Origin of the sequence: Kribbella orskensis (assembly GCF_004342085.1) — a bacterium.
GTDB lineage: Bacteria > Actinomycetota > Actinomycetes > Propionibacteriales > Kribbellaceae > Kribbella > Kribbella orskensis.
In genome coordinates, this window is record NZ_SLWM01000003.1 from 1 (window position 1) to 14,887 (window position 14,887).

At 67.1% G+C, this 14,887-nt stretch carries 16 protein-coding genes, 2 tRNA genes and 1 pseudogene; 12 read left to right on the top strand and 7 right to left on the bottom strand.

Features of this window, described 5'->3' with window-relative positions:
• The first annotated feature begins 465 nt into the window (after positions 1 to 465).
• Entirely contained in the window at positions 466 to 945 is a 480-nt protein-coding gene (locus EV644_RS08765) for a mycothiol transferase (protein WP_132190216.1), read from the top strand.
• A 204-nt stretch (positions 946 to 1,149) separates the two neighbouring features.
• Here EV644_RS08765 and EV644_RS08775 read toward each other — a convergent pair whose 3' ends face one another.
• From EV644_RS08775 to EV644_RS47705, 4 genes and pseudogenes are all read right to left on the bottom strand, one after another.
• On the bottom strand, positions 1,150 to 1,488 hold the full coding sequence (locus tag EV644_RS08775; RefSeq protein ID WP_132190215.1) for a hypothetical protein: 339 nt from the start codon (positions 1,486 to 1,488) through the stop codon (positions 1,150 to 1,152).
• A gap of 201 nt (positions 1,489 to 1,689) precedes the next feature.
• Positions 1,690 to 2,187 carry a GNAT family N-acetyltransferase gene (locus tag EV644_RS08780; protein ID WP_132190214.1) on the bottom strand — a complete coding sequence of 166 codons (498 nt, stop codon included), beginning with the start codon at positions 2,185 to 2,187 and terminating at the stop codon, positions 1,690 to 1,692.
• Complete coding sequence (locus tag EV644_RS47115) at positions 2,187 to 2,444, bottom strand: UTRA domain-containing protein (protein ID WP_132190213.1); 258 nt, start codon at positions 2,442 to 2,444, stop codon at positions 2,187 to 2,189. The genes EV644_RS08780 and EV644_RS47115 overlap by 1 nt, the downstream gene beginning before the upstream one ends.
• 29 nt (positions 2,445 to 2,473) lie before the next feature.
• Positions 2,474 to 2,596 (bottom strand): annotated as a pseudogene (locus tag EV644_RS47705) (UTRA domain-containing protein); the annotation flags it as partial.
• On the opposite strand from EV644_RS47705, the gene EV644_RS08790 reads away from it, so the two are divergent.
• The 3 genes from EV644_RS08790 to EV644_RS08800 are packed head-to-tail and all read left to right on the top strand — an operon-like array spanning position 2,553 to position 4,525.
• Entirely contained in the window at positions 2,553 to 3,089 is a 537-nt protein-coding gene (locus tag EV644_RS08790) for a replication initiator (RefSeq protein WP_369410489.1), read from the top strand. The pseudogene EV644_RS47705 and the gene EV644_RS08790 overlap by 44 nt on opposite strands.
• Positions 3,090 to 3,104: 15 nt before the next feature.
• On the top strand, positions 3,105 to 3,287 hold the full coding sequence (locus tag EV644_RS08795) for a helix-turn-helix domain-containing protein (protein WP_132190211.1): 183 nt from the start codon (positions 3,105 to 3,107) through the stop codon (positions 3,285 to 3,287).
• The gene (locus EV644_RS08800; protein WP_132190210.1) at positions 3,287 to 4,525 is read left to right on the top strand and encodes a tyrosine-type recombinase/integrase; all 1,239 of its coding nucleotides are present in this window, start codon (positions 3,287 to 3,289) and stop codon (positions 4,523 to 4,525) included. The genes EV644_RS08795 and EV644_RS08800 overlap by 1 nt, the downstream gene beginning before the upstream one ends.
• Before the next feature lie 73 nt (positions 4,526 to 4,598).
• Here the strand turns inward: EV644_RS08800 and EV644_RS08805 are convergent.
• Positions 4,599 to 4,674, bottom strand: a tRNA-Arg gene (locus EV644_RS08805).
• A 316-nt stretch (positions 4,675 to 4,990) separates the two neighbouring features.
• On the opposite strand from EV644_RS08805, the gene EV644_RS08810 reads away from it, so the two are divergent.
• The 6 genes from EV644_RS08810 to EV644_RS08835 all read left to right on the top strand — a co-directional run bounded on the left by EV644_RS08810 (position 4,991) and on the right by EV644_RS08835 (position 10,948).
• On the top strand, positions 4,991 to 5,242 hold the full coding sequence (locus tag EV644_RS08810; protein ID WP_241998494.1) for a hypothetical protein: 252 nt from the start codon (positions 4,991 to 4,993) through the stop codon (positions 5,240 to 5,242).
• Between the two features lie 137 nt (positions 5,243 to 5,379).
• Positions 5,380 to 5,958, top strand: coding sequence for a hypothetical protein (locus tag EV644_RS08815; RefSeq protein WP_132190209.1), 579 nt, complete (start codon positions 5,380 to 5,382; stop codon positions 5,956 to 5,958).
• The gene (locus EV644_RS08820; protein WP_132190208.1) at positions 5,955 to 7,097 is read left to right on the top strand and encodes a hypothetical protein; all 1,143 of its coding nucleotides are present in this window, start codon (positions 5,955 to 5,957) and stop codon (positions 7,095 to 7,097) included. Before EV644_RS08815 ends, EV644_RS08820 begins: the two co-directional genes overlap by 4 nt.
• Before the next feature lie 397 nt (positions 7,098 to 7,494).
• Entirely contained in the window at positions 7,495 to 9,387 is a 1,893-nt protein-coding gene (locus tag EV644_RS08825) for a phosphoenolpyruvate carboxykinase (GTP) (RefSeq protein ID WP_241998492.1), read from the top strand.
• 322 nt (positions 9,388 to 9,709) lie between these two features.
• Positions 9,710 to 10,441, top strand: a complete 732-nt coding sequence (locus EV644_RS08830) for a hypothetical protein (RefSeq protein ID WP_132190207.1) — start codon at positions 9,710 to 9,712, stop codon at positions 10,439 to 10,441.
• Between the two features lie 90 nt (positions 10,442 to 10,531).
• Entirely contained in the window at positions 10,532 to 10,948 is a 417-nt protein-coding gene (locus EV644_RS08835; RefSeq protein ID WP_132190206.1) for a PPOX class F420-dependent oxidoreductase, read from the top strand.
• A gap of 37 nt (positions 10,949 to 10,985) precedes the next feature.
• On the opposite strand, the gene EV644_RS08840 is transcribed toward EV644_RS08835, so the two are convergent.
• Positions 10,986 to 11,210: a hypothetical protein gene (locus EV644_RS08840; RefSeq protein ID WP_132190205.1), complete on the bottom strand. Its 225-nt coding sequence runs from the start codon at positions 11,208 to 11,210 to the stop codon at positions 10,986 to 10,988.
• A 169-nt stretch (positions 11,211 to 11,379) separates the two neighbouring features.
• On the opposite strand from EV644_RS08840, the gene EV644_RS08845 reads away from it, so the two are divergent.
• Positions 11,380 to 12,273 (top strand): LLM class flavin-dependent oxidoreductase, encoded by an 894-nt coding sequence (locus tag EV644_RS08845; protein ID WP_132190204.1) that lies wholly within the window; start codon positions 11,380 to 11,382, stop codon positions 12,271 to 12,273.
• Positions 12,274 to 12,805: 532 nt separating this feature from the next.
• On the opposite strand, the gene EV644_RS08850 is transcribed toward EV644_RS08845, so the two are convergent.
• Positions 12,806 to 12,895 (bottom strand) — tRNA-Ser (locus EV644_RS08850).
• A 341-nt stretch (positions 12,896 to 13,236) separates the two neighbouring features.
• Here EV644_RS08850 and EV644_RS08855 point away from each other — a divergent pair.
• Positions 13,237 to 14,706: an LCP family protein gene (locus EV644_RS08855; RefSeq protein ID WP_241998490.1), complete on the top strand. Its 1,470-nt coding sequence runs from the start codon at positions 13,237 to 13,239 to the stop codon at positions 14,704 to 14,706.
• Positions 14,707 to 14,887 lie beyond the last annotated feature (181 nt).

The following is a 14,887-nucleotide window of genomic DNA, read 5'->3' on the forward strand; positions in this document are numbered from 1 at the left end:
ACACGTCCGCCGGTAGCACGGGCGACGCCGGCTGAAGGCGCGGCGCCCCCTCGACGTCATCCGCACGATCACCCGTCCGGGTCCGATCGAGGTCCAGCCCGAACCGTCTGCGGACCGTCGTACCGATCGCTCGCAGAGGCCTCTTCGTCGGCGGGACGGACCACAGGGCTCGGTCGTCGCGGAAGGCGGACCCGAAGTCACCGACCTCTCCTCGACGGGGCTACGCCAGCGCTGACCCGCGCAAGCACCCGTTCGTGTCTAGGTACGGTCGTGGATCCGGCGACTGCGGAGTACGGTTGCAGGAGCGGCCCTTCAGTGGACGTGTGCGGGCAGTGCGCGCGCATCGTTCGCCACTGAGGGGCCGTTTCCTGGGTGGTCTGAGGCTGCGGAAGAACGTTCGCTCTGCCGCCGAGAGTAAGGCGCGGAACTGCCGATGAGCGGTAGTCCCCCGTACGATGCGCACCTGTGAGCGAAGCACAGGAATTTGACATCAATGCGCGCACCGAAGCGCCACTGCACGGCAGCGAAGTCGCAATCTTGCGTGGATCACTGGCGTACCAACGCGACACGCTCCGGTGGAAGTGCTCCGGACTGACCCAGGAGCAGTTGGCGCAGCAATGCCCGCCGACCGACATGACGCTGGGGGGCCTGATGAAGCACCTCTCGCTCGTTGAGTCCCAGTGGTTCGATCACTGGTTCCGCGACGCAGGGTTCGCGCCGCCCTTTGACACCGTCGACTGGGCTCTCATCGAGAACGACTGGGACTTCGAATCGGCTCGTGACGACACTCCGGAGGAGTTGCGGGCGCTGTTCGACGAGGCCGTCAGCCGTTCAGACGCGGTCATCGACGAAGCGCTCACTCGCGGTGGACTCGACGAGGAGTCAGTCTCACGAGACCGCAAACCGGCGAGACCTTCACCTTGCGGTGGATCCTGGTCCACATGATCGAGGAGTGCACGCCACAACGGCCACGCCGACTCGATCAGGGAGTCGATCGACGGTCAGACCGGGTGAACGGCACCGAGTGACGAGTTCGGGGCCACGATTCGAAGACCGAGCAACGCACTCACATGCCGCGGATTGTGATGCGCGGTCTTGCCGATGAACGGATGTTCAGGAGCAACGTCATCGGCCGGGTATCGGACCTACTCAGTCCAGATTGCGATAGCGCCACCAGTTGCCGTCGACGGGGGAGAATGGCTGCGGAGAAGTTGCTCGCAGGATGCGCTCATCCAGCGCCTTCGCCTGGACCGAGATGCGCTCGGCTCGTCTGCCGCCTCGGCGCATCAGTGATTCAAGCTCGTCACGTGCGTCGAGACCCTCGGTGCCGTCACATGCGGGACAGCCGATCGAAGTTTCGTCGAAGCCGGCTTCGGCGAGCTTGACGATGTGATCCCACCTCCGCAGCAGCCATTGCGTATGGAGGCCATTGGCGCTTCTGGCCTCGCGGGGCCGATGAGGCATCCCGCGTGAATCGTTCTTAGTCATCTGCTGCGCCGTGACGTGACGCGACCCGGTGCGGTTTTCGGACAGGGTACGTCGGCAGCGGACGTAGCTTCACGCGACGCACTCATTTGCCGCGATCCGCGCGGTCGTGCCGATGACAACCATCAGCTGGCACACGACTGTCAGGCATCAGCCGTCACAGGACAGAGCCGACCGACCGGGATAGACGACACCCAGAATCGGCTAGGACAGATCCAGCTCGAACAAGGCGCCGCTCATGCGTCCGGGGATGTCGACGGTGCGAACGTACTTGAAGCCGAGGCCGATGTAATACTCGTGCAGCGGGTAGTTGGTGCTCCAGCAGTTGAGCCTGATCCAGCGGTCGCCCCGAGCTCGCGCATGGTCGGCGACAGCAGCTAACATCGCCGACCCATATCCCTTGCCGTGCTGGCCTTTCGCAACCATCACCCGGCTGACGTAGGTCTGCGGTTCGCTGAGCTCCTCTGGCGTCCACAGGTCGGCGTCCGGCTCGATGATGGCCAGGATTGCCACGATCTCGCCATCGACCTGCCAGCCTCGGAACTGCCCGGCGTCGAACTCACGGTCGATGTTCCTGCGGATGACGGTGGGGTCGAGTCCTCGCCGGTACTGGTCGATGTCACGAGCCTCAAGCCAGTCCTCGGCGTCCTTGCGGATCTGGTGGACAAGCGGGCGGTGAGACTCGTCGAGGGGAATCAGCATCAGGCGTCCAAGTCGTAGGAGATCTCGACACGGTCGGCTGCCATCCGCGTCACCATGTACCGCACAACGCGGTCTTCCGCGTCGTAGCCCGTTCGGGTGTGGACCAACATCGGGGTACCCGGTGCCATGCGCAGGCGCTGCCCCTCCTCGGCTGTGGGCATCCGCGCCGTGAGCGTGTCGTGCCAACGGGCCTGCGGGTGACCGGTGGCGGCCAGCAAGCCCCCGTTGACTCCCAGGTCGGTGGGCTTCCAGAACAACTCGTTGCTTCGGTCACGAACGGCGGAAAGTAGGAGTCGCTGAGCTGGTGCGGTTCACCGTCGACACTCCGCAGACGGTGCCTAGCCTGGATGGCGGTCCCTTCCGGAATGCCGAGCACCTCGGCCACATCGGCCGGGGCTGCGATGGCCACGATGTGCAGGTCGTTGCCCTGCTCCCCGACCTGCTCGAACTGGCTCCGCTTCGGCGTACAGCCCCAAGGCGCAGAAGCTGGCATGCGGCCCGGCTGGTGCGGCTCCAAGGCCCACGACAGGCACCACCTGGGGCTCGGTGGCCGCCGTGTCCTGGTGTCGCGTCAGTGGACTGGCAAGACGCTCGCAGAGCACAAGGCAGACCGCGCCGAAGTCGTCCGGCAAACCCTGGCCGCTGCCGGTGTCGAGATGCACGACACCGACCGCTACGCCGCGACGGAATCCCTCGAGGACGGATCACCCCGCTTCATCTGGGAGCCCGTCGACCGAGCCAACGACGACGACCTCCCCACCTGGCACGGACTCATCACCCGAGGCATCAACGAGCGCATCCGCTGGCGAACCGACTACGAGCAAGCCAAACGCGCCGGACCCACCACCCACGACACCAATTCGGCAACTGCCACCGACCATCCCGCCAACTCCGCGGTATGACGGAAAGGAACGATCGTGAACGACGGAAAGCTGCTCTACACCGTCCCTGAGGCCGCCGCTCGTCTGAGTCTCAGCCGGGCGAAGGTCTACGAGCTGATCAGGTCGGGGGCGCTCGACTCGGTGCGCATCGATGGCTCACGCCGGATCAAGGGGCAGGCTCTGCGCTCCTTCGTCGACGGTCTTGGGAGGGCTGCCTAATGGGCACCGTTCGTGACGGAATCACCAAGCGAGGCAGTACGTGGTCGTACGTCATTCGGGTCATCGACCCCGAGACCGGGCTTAGCAAACCGAAGTGGGTCGGTGGGTTCGCTACCGATGACGACGCGAAGGAAGCTCGTGACGAGGCTCGCCGAGCTGCCCGCCGGGGCGAGTACGTCGACCGGAACGCCGTCACGCTGGGGGAGTACCTCAACGAGTGGTTGGAGGTCCACGCTCTAGAGGTCAAGCCCCGGACCCTCGCGGGATACCAGTACCTCGTTCGGCAGTACATCGCCCCGCGGATCGGCAATCTCCGTTTGCAGGCGATCCGGCCGGCGACGCTCAGCGGCCTCTACCGTGATCTGCTCGCCAATGGTGGGCAGAAGGGCGCCCCGCTGTCCCGCCGAACCGTCGACTACGTACACGCCGTTCTACGCAAGGCATTCAACGATGCGGTCCGGTCAGACCAACTGCTGGCCTCGAATCCCGCCGAGCGGGTAAAGCGACCCCGGCGGGAACACCGTGGACCGATCGACATTTGGACAGCCGACGAGCTGCGCCGCTTCCTTGACCTGATGAGCGAGCATCGGCTGTTCGCCTTCTACAGGCTGGCTGCCTACTCAGGGGCCCGACGTGGGGAGCTGCTCAACCTGAGGTGGCCGGATGTGGACTGGAAGGCACCGGCTATTCGGATTCGTGGATCGGTGGGCATGGTCGACGGGGCGAGGGTCGAGGGCACGACCAAGGGCGGCCGGGAGAGGACCGTCAGCCTCGACGCTGAGACGGTCGAGATCCTCAAGGCACACCGCCGCCGCCAACTGGAGGATCTGCGGCTCGCCGGGGATTCATGGATCGACACGGGGCACGTCTTCACGACCGGGTTCGGTCTGCCCATCTACCCCGACACCGTCAGCCAGCTCATCGCGAAATCGATCAAGGCCTACAACGAGCCCGCCGAAGACGCAGACGCCCCAGAGTTCCCGCTGCCGCATGCTCGGCTGCACGATTTGAGACACGTCCACGCAACCTTGCTCCTGGTTGCCGGTGTCCCGGTGCATGTCGTCGCGGACCGGCTCGGGCACGCGGACCCCTCGGTCACGCTGCGGCTGTATGCCCATGTGATCCGTCGCCATGCAGCCGGAATCGCTGATGTGTTCGCCGCTGCGGCTGCCCAGGTCGACGAGGACCAGGCGGACGAGGAAGACGGGCCGGACCCGTCAGCGCTGGCACCGTGTTAGCAAGGGCGTTAGCAAAGTCGCCCCAGAAAAGGCGAAAACCCCAGGTCATCCACCTTGTGACCTGGGGTTTTGCTGGCGCGCTCGGAGGGATTCGAACCCCCAACCTTCTGATCCGTAGTCAGATGCTCTATCCGTTGAGCTACGAGCGCCGGACAACGTTGGGTAACGATACACGGGCTGGGGGGTTGGGTGCCAATCGGGGGTTTGGTGGGGTTTGGGTGGGCTGTACTGCGGTCTGGGGGCGTCGGGATCCGGGGCTGTGAGAGGGCGATGCGCCAGGGTTGGTGGGGGTGGAAAGAGGGGTCGGGGAGGAGGTGTGGGCAATAGCATCCGGGGGATGGATATCGGGGATTTGCTGGGTGGGCGGGATCTCGACGATGTGAAGAAGGCCGTCGGGTTCGTGGTGGAGAACTCGGACGACTTCGAGAAGATCCTCAAGCTGGTGCGGGTACGGACGCCGCCGGCATGCTGGCCGGTCTCGCGGGTGAGCTCGACAAGATCCCCGGCATCGGCGACGCGGCGGCCAAGCGGCTGAACGACCGCAGTGGCACGATCGGCGACGTCGCGTCGGAGATCGAGAGCCTCGCGGGCAACCTGCGGGACTTGTCCGGCATCCTCGCCAACGTCGGCGAGGCGCTCGCCGGCCTCGGTGCCAAGCTGACCGAGTCCGGCGGCTCCGTCAACACTCTGATCAGCTGGCCCGCCCCAGCAACCTAGCCAGTCGCTGCCCAAGCCGCGCGCGCGCTCGGAACTGCTCGGAACCGACCGGCTGCAGGTGACGTCCAAGGCGCCGGTCGCGCGTGGGTGACCGTTGATTGGTAAGGGAGGACCTTTGCGTGGCTAGGGTCGCGGGTATGGCGAGTCGACTGGTCCGGGGTACTGCGATCGCCTGCGGGGTGGCCGCGATCGCGGGCCTCGGGGTCGGATACGCGTTGGGGGAACCGGTCAGTCCGGACGACATCCTCCCCGCGCGCAAACTGCCGGCGGATCTGTGCGCGCGGATCGGCGACGTCTCCACCTTGTTGCCGAAGGCCACCAAACCCACACTCGTCCAGACCGGTACGTCCACCGTCTACTGCAGCGCCAAGGCGGACGAGCAGACGCAACCCACCCACACCGCCGCGGCGGTGAGCATCCACATCACCCCGTACGCCGGCAAGGCCGCGGGCGCGGGTCAACCGCCGTTCACGCCGGCCACCGTGGCCCGGCAGGCCTTCCAGCGCAAGTCCTGGCAGGACGTTAAGGACCGCCCCTTCCCGACCAAGCTGGACAAGCGGGGGGACCTCAGCCGACAGGGCTGGCGGATCTCGGTGCTGGAACTGCGGGCCGACGTCATCGTCCAGGTCGACTACACGGCGCACCCGATCGACGGGGTCGTCGCCGAGCAGGCAGCGCTGGTCCTCGCCGACCGGGCGATCTGGGAGGCGAAGTGAACCCCACCCCGCAGATCAACGGCTTCGAGCTCGACCAGCGACTGCTCGGCCACCCGCTGGCGGAGATCTGGCGCGGCCGCTCGTTCACCGGCATGGAGGTCGTCGCACTCGTCCTGAGCGAGGCCGGCTCGGCTGATCCGCAGGTCCGCGACCGCCTCGACCTGGCCAGCCGCGGCGCCGCGCTCCGACCTGGCCAGCAGCAGACGCCTCTCTGGGCGGCGAACCTCAGCACCGACAGGCCATACGCGATCACCCAGCTGGTCCCCGGCCAGTCCGGCGCTGAACGACTGCTGGATTCACTCGACGGACTCCTGGGGAACGACGAGGAGTCGCTGGCCGCAGTACGAAGTCAGTTGGCCCAGTACGGCGCGGTGCCCCTGCCGCCGGCGGATCAACCGGCAGCGGCGGCTCCGGTGAACAAGATCGAGATGGCGAGGCAGGTCCGGCGCAAGATCGGCCGGTGGACCTACCTGGTCGTCGTTCTCATCGTGCTGCTCGTCTTCACCGTCCTGTACTCCGTAGGCGCCGCGATCGGTAGTGCTGTCAAGGAGCAGCCACCGGTGGAAGGCCCCGCTGCCGCACCCGTGAGCCCGGGTCCGCTCCCCTCGCCGGCGCTCCTGCCGGGCGTTCTGAAGGCCGAGACCGCTGCCTATGCGCCACCAGTCCCGGCGGTGGGTCTGGTCGGCGGGACGTACGAGCGCGGAGCCGATGTGCAGGTGGTCGGAGAGGTCGGTCTGCCGTTCGCGTTCGGCTGGCCGCGGCCGCCGGTCACGGTCGACCTGGGCGAGTCGTCGTCGGTGCTCTACCGGCGGGTGCTGACCGAGAAGACCCCGACCCAGTCCACCTTGGACGCGCGGATCGCGGTTCACCCCTGCAAGGACCTGGCGGCGTGCCTGGCCGAGCGGGCGGCGTTCGACAAGGACTGGACGACCGCATTCAAGACGCCGGTGCCGGCCACCGCGAAGGACGCGCGGACCTGGGTTACCGTGCGCAACGGGTCGCCGTACACGCTGACGATGACGCACGCCTACACCAGCGCCGGCCGATCCTGGCTGGTCGGCGTGACCGTGACGGGCCTGACCGGCGAGGAGCCCGCCGCCCAGCGAGTCCTCAACGACATCTGGCGCCAGACGCAGTAACTCACCGCCAGCACCACCGCCTCACTCCAGCACCGCCCGACAGGCCTGCGTCGGCTCATCAGGAGCCCCACCAGCAACAGAAGTTGCTTCCAGACCAGCTGGAACCGGAAACCGGCCGCGCGATCATCGCGCGGCCGGTCTTTTTTCCTGGGAAAGCCCTTGTCGGCGGAAATCTGTGACGGGCCTCACGTCTGAACGGTTTTCAGCACCCTCCGCAGTCGCGTACGGTTAGTACCACTTGCACACTGGTATACGCCCACTGGGCATACTGGTATGCGACAGATCACACCGCCAGCCAGCTGAATCGAACCGCCGGAGACCCCGGCGGCCGACGTCGTACCCCCTCAGCGTCGAGGGTCCAAGCCGTCGGTCGATCGCGAGAGGGAATGAGCCGCCGATGACGACCACCGCCAGCCCTGCCCATACCGAATCCGTATCCGCAACGGCTGGCCTCAGCGCCGAGGCCGCAGCAACTACCCCCACGACCTTCGACCTGAGTAACGCGCCGACCGACCACGCAGGCCTGCTGGCCTGGGTCGCCGAGGTCGCCGAGCTCACCCAGCCCGACCGGATCCACTGGGTGGACGGCTCGGACGCGGAGTACAAGGTGCTCACCGACGAGCTGATCGCCGGCGGCACGCTGGTCCGGCTGAACGACGAGAAGAAGCCGAACTCCTTCTGGGCCCGCACCGACCCGTCCGACGTCGCCCGGGTCGAGCAGCGCACCTTCATCTGTTCGGTCGACGAGGCCGACGCCGGCCCGACCAACAACTGGATGGCGCCGGCCGAGATGAAGGCCCTGATGACGGAGCTCTACCGGGGCTCCATGAAGGGCCGGACGCTGTACGTCGTGCCGTTCTGCATGGGCCCGCTGACGGCGGAGAAGCCGATGTTCGGGGTCGAGATCACCGACTCGGCGTACGTGGTCGCCTCCATGCGGATCATGGCGCGCACCGGGTCCGAAGTACTGGCGAAGATGGGCACGGCCGCGAAGTACGTGCCGTGTCTGCACTCCGTCGGCGCACCGCTCGAGCCGGGGCAGAAGGACGTGCCGTGGCCGTGCAACGACGAGAAGTACATCGTGCAGTTCCCCGAGGAGCGGACCATCTGGTCGTACGGCTCGGGCTACGGCGGCAACTCGCTGCTGGGCAAGAAGTGCTACTCGCTGCGGATCGCCTCGGCGATGGCCCGCGACGAGGGCTGGCTGGCCGAGCACATGCTGATCCTGAAGCTGATCTCGCCGGAGAAGAAGGTCCACTACATCGCCGCCGCGTTCCCGAGCGCCTGCGGCAAGACCAACCTCGCCATGCTCGACCCGACGCTGGAGGGCTGGGAGGTCGAGACGCTCGGCGACGACATCGCCTGGATGCGCTTCGGCGAGGACGGCCGCCTATACGCCGTCAACCCGGAGTTCGGGCTGTTCGGTGTCGCCCCGGGCACCGGCTGGAAGACCAACCCGAACGCGATGCGCACGATCGAGAAGGGCAACTCGCTCTTCACCAACGTGGCGCTGACCGACGACGGTGACGTCTGGTGGGAGGGCTACTCGCAGACCCCGCCGAACCACCTGACCGACTGGAAGGGCCGCGAGTGGACGCCGGAGTCCGGCGAGGTCTCGTCCCACCCGAACAGCCGGTTCTGCACGCCGATCAAGCAGTGCCCGATCATCGCCGACGAGTACGAGGACCCGAACGGCGTACCGATCTCGGCGATCATCTTCGGCGGCCGGCGCGCGACCACGGTGCCGCTGGTGACCGAGTCGCGGGACTGGGACCACGGCGTCTTCATGGGTGCGACACTGTCGTCCGAGACGACCGCCGCGGCGGTCGGCGAGGTGGGCGTCGTACGGCGCGACCCGATGGCGATGCTGCCGTTCCTCGGCTACAACGCCGGTGACTACCTGAACCACTGGCTGACCGTCGGCAAGGACAACGACGCATCCAAGCTGCCGAAGATCTTCTACGTGAACTGGTTCCGCAAGGACGAGGCCGGCAAGTTCGTCTGGCCGGGCTTCAGCGAGAACGGCCGGGTGCTCAAGTGGGTGATCGAGCGCCTCGAGGGCCAGGCGGCCGCGGTCGAGACCCCGATCGGGTACGTGCCGACCACCGACGCGCTCGATGTCACCGGGCTGGACCTCAGCCTCGAGGCCCTGCAGGTCGCGCTGAACGTGGACGACGAGGAGTGGAAGGCCGAGATCCCGCTGATCGAGGAGTGGTTCGCCAAGCTCGGCGACAAGGTCCCGGCCGCACTCAAGCTCGAGCTCGACGGCCTGAAGGCCCGCCTGGGCTGAACCCTCAGTACTCCGACAGCTGACCCGGAAGCCAGCCCGTCGGACTGCAAACGAAGCGCCCCGGCCCAGCCGGGGCGTTTCGCTGTTCCCGTACTGCGTACGCCTGCCGCCCGCTCCCCTGACCCGCCTGGCGAGGGTCTTGATAGAGCTGCCGCGACTCTTGACAGAGGATCGCGAGGAACCGTCTGCGAACCTTGAACCCGATTCAGGCGACGCCTTGGATCGTGAGGTGTTCACCCGTTCGCGACGAATCGACCAGCGACCCATCGGATGCCGTAGCTCGTACACGGCACGCAAGCCAGCGCTCGATTCGCCTCCATTGTTGCCATCGCTCGTCGACGCGGCCGACAGCGTCGAGCTCAAGATCTGCCTGATCGACGGCCAGGTCGGGCCGGCCGTCGCCGCGCTGGGGATCGATCTGCGCAAGGCACGACCGCAACAGATCTTCTACCGCGACACGCCTGACCTGACCCTCCACCAGGCCGGACTGATCGTCCGCGCCCGCCAGTTCCATCACCGCAAGGACGATTCGGTGATCAAGCTGCGTCCCGCCACCCCTGACCGGCTCGGCGCCGACCTGCGGCACCTGAAGGGCTTCAAGGTCGAGATCGACGTGACGCCCGGCGAATTCGTCTGCTCGGCTTCGTTGAAGCGCCGACCGCACGAAGGCGCGATCGCCGAGGCCGTTGCCGGAACCCGGCGATGGAGCCGGGTCTTCACCACCGAACAACGCCGGTTCTTCGACGCGTACGCACCGGACGGGCTCACGCTCGACGACCTCAGCGTACTGGGCCCTGTCCTGGCGCTCAGAGATCGGCAGCGGATCCCAGGCCTGCCCCATCCGCTCGTCGTGGACCTCTGGAGTTACCCCGGCGGTCGGCGCCTTCTCGAAATCTCCCGGCGAGTGCCGTCTGCCGAGGCATTCGCAGGGATGGCCGAATGGCGGGAGTTCATCACGAAGCACCACCTGCCGACCGACGGCAACGAGGTGACCAAGACCGCGACGACGCTCCAACTGTTCGCCCACGAGTTGACCCAGCTCAGTCCGCGGTGACGGTCGGGCGCTGGCCGGTCCGAATGGCGAGGCCAGGCGCGGCGCGCTTCGCAGTACTGCGGGGGCTGGTGGCGGGTTAGTTTGAGCGGCATGGAGATTCCGGGGAGTGCGCGGGCAGTGCTGGAGTCGGACGCGTTGGGGCATCTGGTCACGATCAACCCGGACGGCAGTCCGCAGGTGTCGGTGATCTGGATCGGACTGGACGGGGACGAGATCGTCGCCGCGCATGTGCCGAACAACCAGAAGGTGAAGAACATCCGGCGTGACGGACGGGTCGTGCTGTCGATCGAGACGCCGAACAAGAACGAGCAAGGGCTGACGGAGTACCTGGTGATCAAGGGCACCGCCCGGATCACGGAGGGCGGCGCGGTCGAGGTGCTGCGCGAGCTGGCGAAGACGTACATCGGCCCGGACGCGGACTTCCTGCCCGGCGACAACCTGCCGGCCGGCTACGTCACCCACATCACCGTCGACCGCATCTCCGGTGTCGGTCCCTGGACCAGCTGAACCCGGCCAGAGCCCACGAGCTGTTGGACAGCCGCGCTCAGCAGTGGGGGCCGAGCTGGTCGAAGGGGACTCGGCGGGTCAGTTCGTGCCCGCCTGCGTCTGTGTACTGGATCAAGGCGATCCAGCCGTTGCCGCAGTGCAGGTGGCCGATCAGCCAGGCGGAGCGACAGCCGTCGTCCACCAGAGCGACCACGTGCGCGGGAAGGTCCAGTCCCAGGATCGATCGGAGGTCCAGCTCCGGCCGGACGGCCGAGTCCGTCATCACCACCACACCCTCTCGTGAGGCCTTCGCAGAGAACCGGCACCCCGTTCTCCGAACCGCGGCCTCACGAACCGATGCCGGTCGCGCGGCCTTCTGCGTATCGCGAAGTTGCCACGGAAGCGTTACGAAGAACCTCCCCTCAGGCGTCACTCGGCACTAGGTTGGCCTGATGAAGGTTGGCGTGATGCTTCCAGTGGGTGGTTCGGACGGACCTGACGGGCGGATGCCTGAATGGGCTGACGTTCGCCGGATAGCGGAGTCGGCGGAGGAGGCCGGGCTCGACTCGGTCTGGCTCGCCGACCACTTCTTCTACCTGGCCCCCGACGGTACGACGTACGGCATGCACGAGGCGTGGACGCTGCTCAGCGCGGTGGCCGCGGTGACGGACCGAGTGGAGCTCGGCACGATGGTGATGTGCGCGTCGTTCCGCGACCCCGGGCTGGTCGCGAAGATGGCGGCGACGATCGACGAGGTCTCCGACGGCCGGCTGATCCTCGGGGTCGGCGCCGGCTGGCACGACCCGGAGTACGAGGCCAACGGGTTGCCGACCGATCACCGGGTCGGCCGGTTCGCGGAGTGGCTGGAGATCGTCGCACGACTGGTCCGCGGCGAGACCGTCACCTTCGACGGGAAGTATCACCAGGTCCACGAGGCAGCGCTCGAGCCGCCCGCACCCCGGCGGATCCCGATCCTGGTCGCGGCCCGGCAGCCGCGGATGCTCGACCTGGCCGCGCGCTGGGCGGATTCCTGGAACACGGCGTGGTTCGGCGCGGTCGACGATCGGGTCAAGAGTCGGCTGCGCGAATTCCAGTTGGCGCTCGCCACGGCAGGGCGGCCGGAGGACGAGGTGACGAAAACGGTCGGCCTCAGCGTCCGCGATCCCGAGCAGCGCGCAGTCCCGGAACCAGACGACCACGCCTTCGCCGGCACCGTCGAAGACCTCGCCACCCTCTTCAAGGACTATGAATCCCTCGGCGTCGAACACCTGATCGTCGGCATGGAGCCAATGAGCCCCCGCTCAGTAGAACGCCTCGCCGACGCCAAGCGGCTCGCCAACGACTAGCCCTGTACGCCGGTCCGCCGAGCGGAATACCAGCGGCTTGCCGGCCGAGGTGGCGGCGGGCCTGAGTGGGTGGGAGCTGCGGTCGAGTGTCAATGACTGCGCCAAGCCATCGGGTGGCTTGCCGCTGGATGCCTGGAGCAACTGTTTGAAGGCGGAGGCGTGGTGCAACCGCTGGGGTCGCGCGGACGGTGTGCGCAACGACAGGAAGTCCTGCGTTCCGTCTGCGCCTCGACCGCCTCGGTGAGCGTGGAGGTTGACGTCGTTAGCGACCTCTACCTGTCACTCGGTACATCCCAACTGCTCGGGTATGTGGGTCCCGGAAGGCGAGCCGCGCCGCCCCACCTCGCCGCGGCGCCTGGTACCACCCGAGCACGGCGGCGACCACCACGTCACTCCACCGCGGGCAGCCAAGGGGCCAGGCGTTCGAGGCGACCAGCTCGTACCCACCAAGCCACGAGCCGCCGAGGGGCCGCAGTACCCGCGGAAACGGCGAGAGCCGCCTGCGCGTTGGCGCTGGCGGCTCTCTGTACTGCGGAGGCGGGGGGATTTGAACCCCCGAGAGGGGATTACCCTCAACCCGCTTAGCAGGCGGGCGCCATCGACCGGACTAGGCGACGCCTCCTCCGACGGTCCCCGAGGGGACGCGACGACGGCCAAGACTATCCGGAGAGGTGGGTCGTGGGCAAAGCGGGTGCCAGTCGCCTTGGGTGTGTCGACCACCACCCCTGTAATCTGGCCGAATCGACGGGTCGGTAGCGTCAGGAATCGAATGAACGTCAACCAAGGAGGCCGTGCCGGCGTCTGAACAATCGAGGGCCGTGATCACGGCCCGGCACGCCGTCACGTCGTCGATCAGGGAACGGAGCCATGTCGCGGAGCACTCGCGCAGCAGGACGCAGGTCCGCGCCTAGAGCCAGCCGAGCCCGTCACCGGTCGCATCGAGCCAGAACCACCTCGAAGGCGATGGGCCTCACGCTGCTCAGCGCGCTGATCCCGGGCCTGGGCTTCGTGATGGGCGGCCGGGCGAAGCTGGGCGCGTTCATCATGACGCTGAGCGTCGGGTTGCTCGCGATCGGTGCCTACATCGGCCTGACCAAGCGCGACTCGATCCTCGCCCTGGCGGTGGACCCGAGCCAGCTGCTCATCGCCAGCTCCGGGGTGGTGCTGCTCGGCCTGATCTGGATTTGCATCGTGGTCTCATCGCACAAGCTGCTCCGTCCGGTCAGCCTGACCGCGACCGGCCGGCTGGCGGGCTCCATGTTCGTCGGGCTGTTGTGCTTCGGCATCGCCGTCCCGACCACCGTCGCCGCGCAGACCGTGATGGCGCAGCGCGACCTGGTCGGCAGCGTGTTCCAGTCCGAGGGCAACTCCAAGAGCGCCACCCGGCCCAACGTCGAGGACAAGAAGGACCCCTGGGCGAACACCCCCCGGCTGAATCTGCTGCTCCTCGGCGCGGACGACGGCGTCGGCCGCGAGGGGACCCGCACCGACACGGTGATCGTGGCCAGCATCGACACCAAGACCGGTGACACCTCGCTGATCTCGCTGAGCCGGAACTTCATGCGGATGCCGTTCCCCGAGGACTCCCCGCTGCACAAGAAGTTCCCCGACGGCTACTGGGATCCGAGCCTCGGCAACGTCGAGCAGCCGGAGTTCTACCTGGACTCGATGTACGACAACATCCCGAAGAGGTACCCGCACATCCTCGGACCGTCCGACAACGAGGGCGCAGACGTGATGAAGGTGTCGGTGGGAGCGGCGATGGGCCTCGACATCGACTACTACATGCAGGTCAACCTCAAGGGCTTCGAGCAGATCGTCGACGCGCTCGGCGGGATCACCGTCAACATCAACTACAAGGTCCCGATCGGCGGCGACTACGGCGAGGGCCCGGGGTCGAACAGCGAGCGCAAGCCGTCCGGTTACCTGGAGCCCGGCCCGAACCAGAAGCTGAACGGGCACGACGCGCTCTGGTTCGCCCGCGGCCGCTACGGCCTGAGCGACCCGTCCCGGCAGGAGCGGCAGCGCTGCACGATCCACGCGATCGTGAACAGCGCGAACCCCAAGACCCTGGCGACGAAGTACCAGGCGATCGCCTCGGCCAGCAAGCAACTGCTGCGCACCGACATCCCGCAGGAGATCCTGCCGGCGTTCATCGAGCTCGGCCTGAAGGTGAAGAACGCCAGCGTCTCCAACGTCGACCTGGACAAGAGCAAGAACTTCCCGACCGGCAAGAACCCCGACTACGAGGCGATGCGCGAGATCGTGCAGAAGGCGATCGAGCCGAAGACGAAGCCGGTCGCCTCGACGCCGTCCAGCACGACGACCAAGAAGCCGGGCAAGCAGACCTCCACCCCACCCAAGCCCCAGGCCGGCACCCCGCAGAACCTGAACGACGCCTGCGCCTACGACCCCTCCCAGACCGGCAACTGACCCGTACTGCGAACCGCCCGCGGCCGGGGCGGTTCGTAGTACACGGCAGGAAGTTGTCGCTGCGGTGTGAGGGATCCCACGCCACGGGAGACTGCCGGCGTGAGCGGATACAGGCGACAACTGGAAGATCAGCCTGGCCAAGACCGAGAGCGGCAACGCACTCACCAGCGAGGTCTCCGCC